Raw genomic sequence first — 12540 nt, forward strand, 5'->3', positions numbered from 1 at the left:
CCCTGCGCGGCGCTACCTTCGTCAGAACGGTGCGACGCAGGGCAGGAGGTTCCGTGAAGACGGACGAAGAGGGACGGGCAGGACTCCTCTACGGGATCGGCGCCTACGGCATGTGGGGACTGGTCCCGCTCTTCTGGCCGCTCCTCAAGCCGGCCGGGGCGGTCGAGATCCTCGCCCACCGGATGGTGTGGTCACTGGTCGTCGTCGGCGTCGCGCTGCTCGCGCTGCGCCGCTGGGGCTGGATACGCGAGCTGATGCGCAGCCCGCGCAAGCTGGGCCTCATCACGGTCGCCGCGACGGTGATCACCGTCAACTGGGGCCTCTACATCTGGGCCGTCAACGCCGGCCAGGTCGTCGAGTCCTCGCTCGGCTACTTCATCAACCCGCTCGTCACCATCGCCCTGGGCGTCCTGTTCCTGAAGGAGCGGCTGCGGCCCGCGCAGTGGGTGGCGGTCGGCGTCGCCGCCGCGGCCGTCCTCGTCCTCTCGATCGGCTACGGACGCCCCCCGTGGATCTCGCTGGTCCTGGCCTTCTCCTTCGGCGCCTACGGCCTGGTGAAGAAGAAGGTCAACATCGGCGGCCTGGAGTCGCTGGCCGCGGAGACCGCCGTCCAGTTCCTGCCGGCGCTCGCCTACCTGCTGTGGCTGGGCTCGCAGGACTCGGCCACCTTCGGCACCGAGGGCGCGGGACACGCGGCCCTCCTCGCGGCGACCGGCATCGTCACCGCCGTGCCCCTGGTCTGCTTCGGGGCGGCGGCGATCCGCGTACCGCTGTCGACGCTGGGGCTGCTGCAGTACCTGGCACCGCTCTTCCAGTTCGGCCTGGGCGTCCTCTACTTCCACGAGGCGATGCCGCCAGAGCGCTGGGCGGGCTTCTCGCTGGTGTGGCTGGCACTGACGATCCTGACGTGGGACGCCCTGCGGACGGCGAGGCGCAACCGGGCGGCGGCGGAGGCTCTGGCCACGGCCGCCGCGACTGCCACAGCCGCCACAGCCGCCACAGCCGCCATGGCCACCGCGGCCACCGCGGCCGCCGCGCACCGCGCACGGTCCGGCGCCGCGACCGGACACGCGGCCGAAGAGACCGGGGACACCACCGTTTCCACCCCATCGGCCCAGCCCGGACGCTGACCACAGGCAGCCCTGCGCACTCCGGTGTTACGTCGGGGGTAACCGGGCCCGCTCTTCCCGCGGGCCCATCCCGAGCGGAGTGAGTTCGCATGGCGCAGACCCTCGCACTCTCGGTCGACTTCAGCCAGGGCTTCACCGACGCGTGGTCCGCGGTCGCCGAGTTCGTACCGAAGTTCATCGGCTTCCTCGCCATCCTGCTGATCGGCTGGTTCGTGGCGAAGATGATCGCCAAGGTCGCGGACCGGCTGCTGCGCAAGGTCGGCTTCGAGAGGATGGCCGAACGCAGTGGCGTCTCCGGCACCCTGAAAGGGTCGAAGTACGACGCCACCGGCATCATCGCCAAGATCCTCTACTACGCGGTCCTGCTGATCGCGCTCCAGCTCGCCTTCGGGGTCTTCGGCCCCAACCCGGTGAGCGTGATGATCAACGGCATCGTCGCCTGGCTGCCCAGGGCGATCGTCGCCTGCGTCATCGTGGTGGTGGCGATGGCCATCGCCCGGGCGGTCCGGGACATCCTGACCGGTGCGCTGGGCCAGATGTCGTACGGCAAGGTCGTCGCGACGGCGGCCTGGGCCTTCATCGTCGGGCTCGGCGTCATCGCGGCCCTGAGCCAGGCGGGCATCGCCACCTCGGTGACCGGCCCCGTGCTCACGGCGGTCCTGGCGACGATCGCGGGAATCCTGATCGTGGGCGTCGGCGGCGGCCTGATCACCCCGATGCGCGGACGGTGGGAGCGCTGGCTCTCGGCCGCGGAGTCGGAGACGGGTCATGCGAAGGACCAGATCTCGGCGTACCAGCGGGGCCGCGAGGACGCGAAGCGCGGTATGCCGGCCCCGCAGGAGCGCATGGAGCGCGGCCGGGGCGACGACACGGCCCGGGGGCAGGGCCGGGGCCAGGATCGAGGCCCGGATCAGGGTCCGGGGATGGGGCCGAGGCAGGGTCCGAACCAGGGCCCGAACCAGGGCCCTGAGCCGATCGACCCGATGTGACCGGGCGGGTCACCTCCCCAGCAGGTCGTGCTCCCGGATCAGCCAGCACACCGCGGTGAGCCGCAGGGTCGCGAAGTCGTGTCCGACCGGTTCCACCCAGTCGACCTCCGACAGCCAGTCGGTGAAGCCGAGGACATAGTCGGACAGATCCCCCCTATGGACGGCCCGGTGGGCGGCGAGTACGTCCACCGAGCCGTCCACAGGGCCTCGCTGTGCGGGGATCAGGGCGTCGCGCACGGCCGCCGCGTGCTGGTCGACGGCAGCCACGAGCCCCGGCTCGAAGGAGAACTCGGAGAGCCGGGGCATGTACGTGGCGGCCACGCCGACCAGCGGGCAACCGGGCGAATCGTTCATTCCTCCACACTAAGGGCGCCGCTCGCTCACGAGACCGTGACCTTCGTCGCAGCTCCTGGCGCCCCGTCCTGGGCTTCCCAACCGGCCGGCCCCTGGGTCGCCTTGGCCGCCTCGGCCGCCCTGCCCGTCCGCACGCCGGTCGCGGTGACCGCCGCGCCGATCGCCACCATCGCGACCGGCACCACCAGCGCCGCCCGGAACCCGTCCAGGCCGCCGCCCGCGATCCCGTACACCGCCGTCACCGCCGAGATGCCGACCGCCGAGCCGAACTGCGTCGCCGTCGTCAGCAGCCCGCTCGCGAGCCCCTGCTCCTCCTCCGCGATGCCGTCGGTCGCGGCGATCGTCAACGGCCCGTACGCGAGGGCGAAGGCGAGGCCGGTCAGCAGCAGGGTCGGGAACATCGCCGCGTACGACCAGTCCGGGCCGACCGGCAGGAACAGCGCGTACGAGACGATCGCGAGCACGAACCCGCCGAGGATCACCCGGGCGTTGCCGTACCGCGCCACCAGCCTCGGGGTCAGCGTCGGGGCGAGGACGGCGTCGACGCCCATGACGACCAGGGCGAGCGCGGTCTCCAGGGAGGACCAGCCGCGCAGCTCCTGCAGGTAGAGCGTCGCGACGAACTGGAAGCCGAAGAACGAGCCGACGAACAGCAGCGCCCCGAGGTCGGCGCGGACGGTGGTCGCCTTGCGGAGCAGCCCGAGGCGTACGAGCGGGGCGGTGGCCCGGCGTTCGACGGCGACGAAGACCCCGGCGAGGACGAGCCCTCCGGCGGCGACGAGCACGGTCAACGGCCAGCCGTCGAGGCCGTGCTCCAGACGCACGATCCCGAACGCGAGCAGCAGCATCGCGCCCGCGGCCGTCAGCGCGCCGGCCAGGTCGAAGCCTCCGGCCGCCTTCCCCGGCCGCGCCTCCTTCGGGATCAGACGCAGCGCGGCGAGCAGGATCCCGGCCGCGAGCAGCACGGGGGCGAAGAAGACCCAGCGCCAGCCGAGCTGGGTGAGCAGCCCGCCGATGACGAGCCCGAGGGAGAAGCCTCCGGCTGCCGTCCCCGCGAAGACCAGCAGCGCCTGGTTGCGCTGCGGTCCCTCCTCGTAGGAGGTGGTGATGATCGACATCGCGGCGGGGGTCATGAACGCGGCGGCGACGCCGGTCACGAAGCGGGCCGTGATCAGCATCCAGCCCTCCTGCGCGAAGCCGCCGAGACCGGAGAAGAGCAGGAAGACGGTGAGCCAGCCGAGGAACATCCGGCGTCGGCCGAGGAGGTCGGCGGCGCGGCCGCCGAGGAGGGTGAAGCCGGCGTAGCCGAGGACGTACGCCGACATCACCCAGGCCGCGGTGCCGGTGGACAGGTCGAGATCGGATCTGATGCTGGGCACGGCGACGGCGAGCATGGCGACGTCGATGCCTTCGAGGAAGATCGTTCCGCAGAGGACGAGGAGGAGGGCCCAGGCGCGTGCGGGAAGCCGGGGGGATCGTGCCGGAAGGGATGCGGACACAGCTGTCTCCAGGTCGGGAAGGGGTGGGGTCGGTTACCGGCCAGAGGGTCGGTTCCCTCTTGTAACCACCTGCATCCTGCGGCAGCATGCGGTGCCATGGAAGAAGGCACTTTGAAGTCACCGAGTCACTGCGAAGTGACCTACGCCGAGGGGCACGAGGGCGACACGGACCCCTTCCAGTGGGACACCCGCGAGGACTGCGAGGTGCGCCAGATCCTCGACCGGGTCGCCGACAAGTGGTCCCTGCTGGTCATCGCCCTGCTCGACCGCCGGAAGCTGCGCTTCACGGAGCTGCGGCGGGAGATCGACGGGATCAGCCAGCGGATGCTGACGGTCACGCTGCGGCAGTTGGAGCGGGACGGACTGGTGAAGCGGACGGTGCACCCGGTGGTGCCGCCGCGCGTGGAGTACGAACTGACGCCGCTGGGCGGCACGTTGCACACGACGATCCGCTCGCTGGTGACATGGACGGAACGCCACCAGAACGAGATCGCGGCGGCGCGTGAGGCGTACGACGCGAAGGAGGCGGCGGAGGCGGAGGCGGCTGCCGGGGCCACGGCCTGAGGGGCGCGGCCAGGCACGGGGGCGCGGTCAGGCCGGGCCCCGTTCCTCGTGCGTACGGGCCCGGTGCGCCCGCACCTTGTGCCGGTTGCCGCACCGCTCCATCGCGCACCAGCGGCGGCGCCCGGGCCGGGAGGTGTCCACGAACAACAGGGAGCAGGTGTCGGAGCCGCATGCGCGGACGCGGTCGGCGTGGGGGCCGGTGAACAGCGCGACCGCGTCGCGGGCGACGGTCGACAGCAGGGCCGTCGCGGTGGCCCCCGGGGCCCAGGCGTGCGCCCCGTCGGCGGTCATGCGCGGGACGAGCGGAGGCCGGGCGGCGGCCTCGTTGACGAGCGCGAGGTCCTCCGGCGCGTAGGCGCCGCCGTGCGTCCGGGCGTGCGCGAGCCTCCACAGCGCGTCCCGCACCTCCCGTACCCGCGCCAGTTCGCCCGCCGCGACGGTCACGTCGAGATCGGGCCCGAGCCGGCACCGCCGGACCCAGTCGAGCAGCCCCTCGGGCGCGTCGAGGACCTCGAACCGCGCCGCCACGGGCCCGGGGCCGCCCGTGAGCAGCAGCTCCAGGCAGAGGGCGCCCGCGTCGAAGCGGAACCGCTGTCCATCGGGGTGAACCAGGATCATTCCGGTTGTGGCCTGCATCACGACACCACTATAACTGGTTACATGACACCGCTCCCTTGGAAGCTCGTGATCGACGCCGACGACCCGCACGCCCAAGCCGCGTTCTGGGCCGCCGCCCTCGGCTATCTGGCGGAGGACAACAGCGCCCACATCCAGCGCCTCCTCGACCTCGGCGCGCTGCCGCCCGAGGCGACCGTCACGTTCTCCGACCGCCTCGCGTTCCGCGATCTGATCGCCGTCCGGCACCCGGACGAGCCGTACGAGGAGCAGACCGGCATCGGCCTGGGCCGCCGCATCCTCTTCCAGCGCGTCCCGGAGAAGAAGACCGTCAAGAACCGTCTCCACCTGGACGTCCACGCCCCCGAGGGCACCAGGGACGCGGAGGTCGAGCGCCTGGAGTCCCTGGGCGCGTCGGTCCTGCGCCGCGTGGCGGAGCCGGGGGGAACGTGGGTGGTCATGACGGACCCCGAGGGCAACGAGTTCTGTGTGCAATGAGGTTCAGGGCGCGGAGGCTCACGATCCTTGGGGGCGCCGCACCTCGAACTGGAAGCAGCCGTACTCGACGGCCCTGACGTGCACGAGCGCCACCCGCGGGTCGGCGAACGCCTCCGCGAAGGCCTTGTCGAAGCCCTCGGTCGCCTCGGCCGGTATCTCCAGGAGCCGGCCGCCGACGATCCGCCCCTCGGAGTCGTAGCGGCGCAGGGTGCGCAGGGCGCCGGGCCGGTCGAAGGGGTACGCCCCCGAGTCCGCCGGCGGCCCCGCGCACTCCTCGGCGTGGATGAAGACCGGCCCCTGCTCGTCGTACGCCCCCGGCCGGGCCCCGGTCGCGGCGGCCCAGCGGCGCAGTGGCGCGTAGGAGACGAGCGCGATCCTCTCCCCGGGCGCGACGGCCCGCAGGCAGCAGCGCAGCGGACTCCCGCCCTCGGTGGCGGTGTACGGGACACAGGGCTGTCCGGCGTCGTCCACGACCCGGAGTCGGGCGAGGGCGGTGGGCTCGATGGGGCGTGCGGTGTAGGTCGTCATGCCCCCAGCGTCACGCGCGGACGACCGTCGTACCGGCGGTATTCGGACGGAGAGGTTCTCCCGGCGGCAGGGGCAGGCCCCCTAATCCCCCGTGGCACCGACGAGGGTTTCGAAGCCCGCGCCGTCGCAGTAGCGCACGGCGCGGGCCTCGGCCCGCAGGTCGCCGGACATCACGGCCTGGTGGGTGTCGGCGAGGATGTGGCTGCCGTCGCGATCGAGCTGCTCCCGGTCGAGTACCGCGGAGGCGGCGATGGCGGCCCGCCCGGCGCTCTCGCGCGCCTCGATGACCGAGGCGTCCGCCGCGCCGACGGAGCCCGTGGCAACCTCGGCGCGCGCGGCGCCCGAGAACACGGCCGAGTCGCGCCCGTGCTGCCACAGTCCCAGCTTGCCGCAGTAGTCCCGCTGCCATGCCGTGACCTGCTCGGGGTCCTGCGACGAGCAGCCGCAGGCCAGCGCCAGGGCCACGAGCACCCCCGCCGTGCGCACCCGTACCCGTATGTCTCCGCCTCGCAAGGCCGTCACCTTCCCCACCGTGAGAACCGTCCCGAACCGGGCACGGACCCGGGCAGGGATCGGGGCACGGCCCGAGGTCGTCGCGGATCGATCCGGCACCGGAGGTACCGAGGGTATTGGGCCGGACGGACAGGCGCCTCGCCGCCCCGGCCTTGACGGAGCGTCAGGCCGCCTGGAAGCGCTCCGCGTGCTCGGTCACCCACTGCGCGAACGTGCGCGCCGGGCGGCCGGTCACCTGCTCGACCGTGTCGACCACCGTCGTGGAGTCCTCGGTGGGGGACGCGTACCAGCCGACGACGTACTCGGCGTCAGCGCGTGGCACGCCCGTGGCCATCAGCCGTGCGACGGCCTGTTCGTGGGTGATCGGCACGAAGGCGATGTCGCGGCGGGCCGCCCGGGACAGCAGGGCGATCCGTTCGCTCGGGGTCAGCGCCTCGGGGCCGGTGAGGTTGTAGGCGCGTCCCGCGTGACCGTCCTCGAGGAGCGCGACCGCCGCCACCGCCGCGATGTCGGCCTCGTGGACGAGCGCGCTGGGGAGGTCGTACGGCTCGCGGACGACGCCCTCGGTCCGGATCGACTCGGCCCAGAGGAGCGTGTTGGACATGAACTCCTGCGGTTCCAGGCGCGTCCACTCCACGCCTGATTCCGCCACGGCCTGCTCGGCCGGCCCGACCCAGCCGCCCCACACCACGGTGATGCGCCCCACGCCCGCGTCGACCGCCCGCTTCACCAACTCGGGCCCGACCTCGGCCAGTCCGGCCGTCACGGTGATGTGCAGCCGGCTGACGCCCTCGAGGGCGGCGTCCAGGCCCGCCGGCGCCGTGTGCGTGCCGGCCACCAGCTCCACCCCGGCGGGTAACCTCCCCGCGGCCGCCGCCGGATCCCGCGTCAGCGCCCGCACGTTCTCGCCCCGGCGCACCAGCTCCGCCACCACATGCCGTCCGGTGTTCCCGGTGGCACCCGTCACCAATGTCGTCACAGTCGTGTTCCTTTCGTCGCCGACGACCGTAGAAACTCAACCGCACTTGAGGTCAAGAGCCGATCTCCCTTTCCGGCTCCCGTACCGCCTACCATCGGCCCCCATGGCGACCTTCGTGCACCTCACGGCCGCGGCCACCGTCCCGCGGATCCGCCGCGCGGGCGTACGGGCCCTCAGCAGGGGGCGCGGCAGCGGGCTCGGCGCGGCCGGGCGGGGCGTGTACCTCTTCCCCGTCCTGCCGTCGTACACGCTGACCCACCAGTGGCTGCGCGAGCTGACCCGCCGGCCCGGCCCCGGCCCCTTCGTCGCCGTACACGTCACCCTCGCGGACGGGGAGGCGGTCACCGTCGGGCGGTACAGCGATCGGGAGCCGCTGGGGACGACGGCCGCCGAGGCGGTGCGCACGGTGGGGGCGCTCGACGATCCGCGCGGGTGGGAGGTGTTCCTGCCCCGGGCCGTTGCCCGGCGCGAGGTGCGGAGCGTTCGACGGGTGCGGCAGGTCAACGGGTGGCGGTACTTCCCCGATGCCCACGGCAGGACGCCCTGCACCTGCTACGGGTGCCGGGTGCGCGGTGAGTACGGCTCGCGGAGGCTGCGGGAACGCAGGCCGCATCCGCTGGACGGTCCTCCTCCCCCGCCCCGCGAACTGCTCGCCCGGGTCGAGGCGGCCGAGGACAAGGGGGACGCCGACGCGCTGTGCGAGGCGCTGCGCTGGTACGGGATGCGGCGGCGCGGGCCCCTGGAGCGCCTGGCCCGGCTGGCCCGGCACCCGGACGCCGCCGTGCGTGCCGCGCTCGTCGAGGCCGTCGCCTACTGGTCCACACCCGGAGTGGACTCCGTCCTGAGGGAGTTGGAGCACGACCCGCACCCGGACGTCAGGGAGGCCGTCGAGGACGCCATGGAGGCGCTCGTCCGCTGAGCGAACACACCTGACCGGTTTCCGCTCTTGACGTCAAGTCAAACTCTCCTCGAACATTCAGCGCACGCACCACCCGTACAGCTCCAGCGCCTCGTGGCACCCACGCCCCGGGGCGTCTCGCACGTTTCCGTCCCATCCCCGTTCGGAATCCGGAGCCCCCACATGACTTTCTCCGTTCCCAGACGTGCCGCCGCGCTCTCCGCCGTCGCCGCGCTCGCCCTCGCCGGGTTCACCGGCGTCTCCGCGAACGCCGCGCCGTCCGCGCCCGCCGCGCCTTCCGCACCGTCCGCCCTGACCGCGCCCGACATCCCGCTCGCCAACGTCAAGCAGCACCTCGCCGACCTCCAGTCGATCGCCAACGCCAACGGCGGCAACCGCGCCCACGGCCGTACCGGTTACAAGGCGTCCATCGACTTCGTGAAGGCCAAGCTGGACGCGGCCGGATACACCACCACCGTCCAGCAGTTCACCTACAACGGCACCACCGGCTACAACCTGATAGCCGACTGGCCCGGCGGTGACCCGAACCAGGTCGTCATGGCCGGCGCGCACCTCGACTCCGTCTCGTCCGGCGCCGGCATCAACGACAACGGCTCCGGCTCCGCCGCCGTCCTGGAGACCGCGCTCGCCGTCTCCCGGGCCAGCCTCCAGCCCACGAAGCATCTGCGCTTCGGCTGGTGGGGCGCGGAGGAGCTCGGGCTCGTCGGGTCGAAGCACTACGTCAACCAACTGCCCAGCACCGAGCGGGCGAAGGTCTCCGGGTATCTGAACTTCGACATGATCGGGTCGCCCAACCCCGGCTACTTCGTCTACGACGACGATCCCACCATCGAGCAGACCTTCAAGGACTACTTCGCCGGCCTCGGGGTGCCCACCGAGATCGAGACCGAGGGCGACGGCCGCTCCGACCACGCCTCGTTCAAGAACGTGGGCATACCCGTCGGCGGTCTGTTCACCGGCGCCAGCCGGGTCAAGACCAGCGCGCAGGTCCAGAAGTGGGGCGGTACGGCCACGGCCTTCGACCGCTGCTACCACTCCTCCTGCGACACGACCGCGAACATCAACGACACCGCCCTCGACCGCAACAGCGACGCCGTCGCCCACGCGATCTGGACGCTGTCGACCGGTACGACCCCGCCTCCCGGCAAGGTCTTCGAGAACACCGCCGACGTGTCGATCCCGGACAACGGCGCCGCGGTGACCTCCACGGTCAACGTCACCGGCGTCACCGGCAACGCGCCCTCCACCCTCAAGGTCGGTGTGGACATCGTCCACACCTGGCGCGGTGACGTCGTCGTCGACCTGGTCGCCCCGGACGGCTCGGTCTACAACCTCAAGCCGTTCTCGTCCTCCGACTCGGCGGACAACATCCAGACCACGTACACGGTCAACGCCTCCAGCGAGGTCGCCAACGGCGCGTGGAAACTGCGGGCCCAGGACAGGGCCGCGCAGGACACCGGCTACATCAACGGCTTCAAGCTCACGTTCTGATCCCGTAGAACGCGAGAAAGAACTCCCGGGTGGGTCGGTGACCATCGCCCCCGACCCGCCCGGGGTCCCAAGCGCCCTGCTTCCCGCTACTTCCCGGCGTTCGCCGCGTCCACCAGCGCGTCCTTCGTCACCGCGCCGACGTACACCGTGCCGTCGTCCGTCATCAGCGCGTTCACCAGCTTCGTCTTGAAGACGGTGCCCGAGCCGAACTTCCCGGTGACCTTGTCCCCGAGGGCGTCCAGGAAGCCCTGGACCTCCTTCGGGGCCTCGTCCGTCTTCGGGGCCGGGGCGCCGGTGTCGAGCTTCGCGATCGTCGTCCAGCCCTCGCCGACGACGTTCATGCCCTCACCCTTGGCGCCGGTCAGGTCCGCGAGGCCGCCGAACTCCTTGGCGAAGTCCTCCGGGGCCTTCTCGTGCTCCGGACCGCCCTCCGTGACCTTCGCGCCCTTCGGTGCCTTGAAGTCGAACGTCGAGGCCGCCGGCCTGCCGAAGTCGACCTTCGTGAAGCCCGCGTCGACGACCGGCTTGCCGCCCTCGACCGACGCCAGCGTGAACTTCAGCGGGGTGCCGGTTTTGGCGTCCACCGCGACCTTCACCGACTCGACCGTCGAGCCGCTCTGCTTCGGCTTGATCACCAGCTGGTACGCGTCCCGGCCGGCCACCGTCGCCGTCCCGCCGACCGTGATCGACGTCGTGCCGTCCGCGGCCTTCAGGATCTCGTCGGCGAGCTCCTTCGGCGTGGTCGGGAGCTCCTTCTCCGGCGCCTCGGCGGCCCCGTCCGTCTTCTCGTGGAAGACCTCGTTCGACTTGCTGTCGTACGCCCAGACGTCGTCGCCGTTGTGGATCAGGCTGTACCCGTCCGAGCCGTCCAGGATCGTCAGCTTCTGCCGGTCCGGGCCGTCGGCGGCCACCCGCAGCGTGTGCGTGCCCGCCGCCAGCTCCGTCAGCTTCTGCTGCGGGTCCGCGGACGCCGAGCCGCCGGCCGCCCCGCCGAGCAGACCCGCGAAGGACGGCAGCCCGAGGTCCGTGCTGATCTTCATCGTGCCGGAGAGCGTCTGGGTGTCGGACGCGGCGATCTTCTCGATCAGCTGCTGCGCCGTGATCTCCGGCAGGTCCGGGTCGCCGGACGCCGCCAGGGCCGGTACGAGCCCGATGGTCGCCGCGGCCACCGCGGCCACCGCGACCGGGACGACGTAGCGGCTCGTCTTACGGGTGTCTGCCATGGTCTGCTCTACCTCCGTGGTCGATGACTCCATCTGACCAAAGCGGCGGTGCGGAATCGTCAGACTCCGGGCTCAACCTCACGTACTGCTACGGGATGACCCGACCCTGAGAGTCCCTAGCCCGCGCGGTGGACCACCGCGTCGCACAGCTCTCCCAGGGCCGCCTTCGCGTACCCCTCGGGCAGCGGCGCCAGCATCGCGCGCGCCTCCTCGGCGTAGCGCACGGTGTCCCGGCGGGCCTGCTCCAGAGCGGGGTGGACCCGCAGCCGCCGCAGGGCCTCCGCGTGGCGTGCGTCGTCGCTGAGGTCGCTGTCGATCAGCTCGACCAGCTCCACGTCCTCCGGGCGCCCGTGGGCCGCCGCGGCGGCCCTCAGGTGGAGCACGGGCAGGGTGGGGATGCCCTCCCTGAGGTCCGTCCCCGGGGTCTTGCCGGACTCGTGGGAGTCGGAGGCGATGTCGAGGACGTCGTCGGCGAGCTGGAAGGCGACGCCGAGGCGCTCGCCGTACTGGGTGAGGGTGTCGACGACGCTGCGGTCCGCGCCGGCCATCATCGCGCCGAAGCGGCAGGAGACGGCGACGAGCGAGCCGGTCTTGCCGCCGAGGACGTCGAGGTAGTGGTCGACGGGGTCGCGGTCGCCCTGCGGTCCGGCGGTCTCCAGGATCTGGCCGGTGACCAGGCGTTCGAACGCCTCGGACTGGATGCGTACGGCCTCGGGCCCCAGGTCCGCCAGGGTGTGCGAGGCGCGGGCGAAGAGGAAGTCACCCGTCAGGACGGCGATCGAGTTGCCCCACCGGGTGTTCGCGCTGTCGACGCCGCGCCGCACGTCGGCCTCGTCCATGACGTCGTCGTGGTAGAGCGTGGCGAGGTGGGTGAGCTCGACGACGACGGCCGAGGGCACGACACCCGGCGCGTAGGGGTCGCCGAACTGGGCCGCGAGCATCACGAGCAGCGGCCTGAAGCGCTTGCCGCCGGCCAGGACGAGGTGCTGCGCGGCCTCCGTGATGAACGGGATCTCGCTCTTGGTGGCGTCGAGGAGCCCTGCCTCCACAGCCGCCAATCCGGTCTGGACATCGGCCTCAAGAGCCTGGTCCCGCACGCTAAGACCGAACGGCCCGACGACGGTCACGAGGGGGTCTCCTGTCTGCTGACGCCTGCAACTACCTGCCGACGATCACACGGATTGTCGATGTGTCGCTCGATTCACTCAAGTCAGCGTATCCGGTCGCCTTTCGATCAC

At 71.9% G+C, this 12540-nt stretch carries 14 protein-coding genes; 6 read left to right on the forward strand and 8 right to left on the reverse strand.

Annotated elements, in window-relative coordinates; genetic code table 11:
* Window positions 1–110 precede the first annotated feature (110 nt).
* Window positions 111–1130, forward strand: a complete 1020-nt coding sequence (rarD, locus tag ACFYV5_RS17800; RefSeq protein WP_389169963.1) for an EamA family transporter RarD — start codon at window positions 111–113, stop codon at window positions 1128–1130.
* An 89-nt stretch (window positions 1131–1219) separates the two neighbouring features.
* On the forward strand, window positions 1220–2119 hold the full coding sequence (locus tag ACFYV5_RS17805) for a hypothetical protein (protein WP_389169214.1): 900 nt from the start codon (window positions 1220–1222) through the stop codon (window positions 2117–2119).
* Window positions 2120–2128: 9 nt separating this feature from the next.
* On the opposite strand, the gene ACFYV5_RS17810 is transcribed toward ACFYV5_RS17805, so the two are convergent.
* Window positions 2129–2473 carry a DUF6401 family natural product biosynthesis protein gene (locus tag ACFYV5_RS17810; protein ID WP_389169215.1) on the reverse strand — a complete coding sequence of 115 codons (345 nt, stop codon included), beginning with the start codon at window positions 2471–2473 and terminating at the stop codon, window positions 2129–2131.
* 26 nt (window positions 2474–2499) lie between these two features.
* Window positions 2500–3972: an MFS transporter gene (locus tag ACFYV5_RS17815; RefSeq protein ID WP_389169217.1), complete on the reverse strand. Its 1473-nt coding sequence runs from the start codon at window positions 3970–3972 to the stop codon at window positions 2500–2502.
* Between the two features lie 96 nt (window positions 3973–4068).
* Between ACFYV5_RS17815 and ACFYV5_RS17820 the strand changes: the two genes are divergently transcribed.
* The gene (locus tag ACFYV5_RS17820; protein WP_355104959.1) at window positions 4069–4536 is read left to right on the forward strand and encodes a helix-turn-helix domain-containing protein; all 468 of its coding nucleotides are present in this window, start codon (window positions 4069–4071) and stop codon (window positions 4534–4536) included.
* A 27-nt stretch (window positions 4537–4563) separates the two neighbouring features.
* Here the strand turns inward: ACFYV5_RS17820 and ACFYV5_RS17825 are convergent, their stop codons facing one another.
* On the reverse strand, window positions 4564–5172 hold the full coding sequence (locus tag ACFYV5_RS17825; protein WP_355105936.1) for an ABATE domain-containing protein: 609 nt from the start codon (window positions 5170–5172) through the stop codon (window positions 4564–4566).
* 24 nt (window positions 5173–5196) lie between these two features.
* On the opposite strand from ACFYV5_RS17825, the gene ACFYV5_RS17830 reads away from it, so the two are divergent.
* Window positions 5197–5649, forward strand: coding sequence for a VOC family protein (locus tag ACFYV5_RS17830; protein ID WP_389169219.1), 453 nt, complete (start codon window positions 5197–5199; stop codon window positions 5647–5649).
* Between the two features lie 18 nt (window positions 5650–5667).
* Here ACFYV5_RS17830 and ACFYV5_RS17835 read toward each other — a convergent pair whose 3' ends face one another.
* From ACFYV5_RS17835 to ACFYV5_RS17845, 3 genes are all read right to left on the reverse strand, one after another.
* Window positions 5668–6177: a DUF1203 domain-containing protein gene (locus tag ACFYV5_RS17835; protein ID WP_389169221.1), complete on the reverse strand. Its 510-nt coding sequence runs from the start codon at window positions 6175–6177 to the stop codon at window positions 5668–5670.
* Window positions 6178–6258: 81 nt separating this feature from the next.
* The gene (locus tag ACFYV5_RS17840) at window positions 6259–6699 is read right to left on the reverse strand and encodes a hypothetical protein (protein ID WP_389169223.1); all 441 of its coding nucleotides are present in this window, start codon (window positions 6697–6699) and stop codon (window positions 6259–6261) included.
* Between the two features lie 154 nt (window positions 6700–6853).
* Window positions 6854–7669 carry an NmrA family NAD(P)-binding protein gene (locus tag ACFYV5_RS17845; RefSeq protein ID WP_389169224.1) on the reverse strand — a complete coding sequence of 272 codons (816 nt, stop codon included), beginning with the start codon at window positions 7667–7669 and terminating at the stop codon, window positions 6854–6856.
* A 103-nt stretch (window positions 7670–7772) separates the two neighbouring features.
* Between ACFYV5_RS17845 and ACFYV5_RS17850 the strand changes: the two genes are divergently transcribed.
* Complete coding sequence (locus ACFYV5_RS17850; RefSeq protein ID WP_389169226.1) at window positions 7773–8588, forward strand: HEAT repeat domain-containing protein; 816 nt, start codon at window positions 7773–7775, stop codon at window positions 8586–8588.
* A gap of 162 nt (window positions 8589–8750) precedes the next feature.
* Entirely contained in the window at window positions 8751–10079 is a 1329-nt protein-coding gene (locus ACFYV5_RS17855; protein ID WP_389169228.1) for a M28 family peptidase, read from the forward strand.
* A gap of 86 nt (window positions 10080–10165) precedes the next feature.
* Here ACFYV5_RS17855 and ACFYV5_RS17860 read toward each other — a convergent pair whose 3' ends face one another.
* Both ACFYV5_RS17860 and ACFYV5_RS17865 read right to left on the reverse strand, forming a co-directional pair.
* Window positions 10166–11302: an outer membrane lipoprotein carrier protein LolA gene (locus ACFYV5_RS17860; RefSeq protein ID WP_389169230.1), complete on the reverse strand. Its 1137-nt coding sequence runs from the start codon at window positions 11300–11302 to the stop codon at window positions 10166–10168.
* Between the two features lie 116 nt (window positions 11303–11418).
* Window positions 11419–12429: a polyprenyl synthetase family protein gene (locus ACFYV5_RS17865; protein ID WP_355104943.1), complete on the reverse strand. Its 1011-nt coding sequence runs from the start codon at window positions 12427–12429 to the stop codon at window positions 11419–11421.
* Window positions 12430–12540 lie beyond the last annotated feature (111 nt).

Source organism: Streptomyces sp. NPDC003035 (assembly GCF_042888285.1).
Classification (GTDB): Bacteria; Actinomycetota; Actinomycetes; order Streptomycetales; family Streptomycetaceae; genus Streptomyces.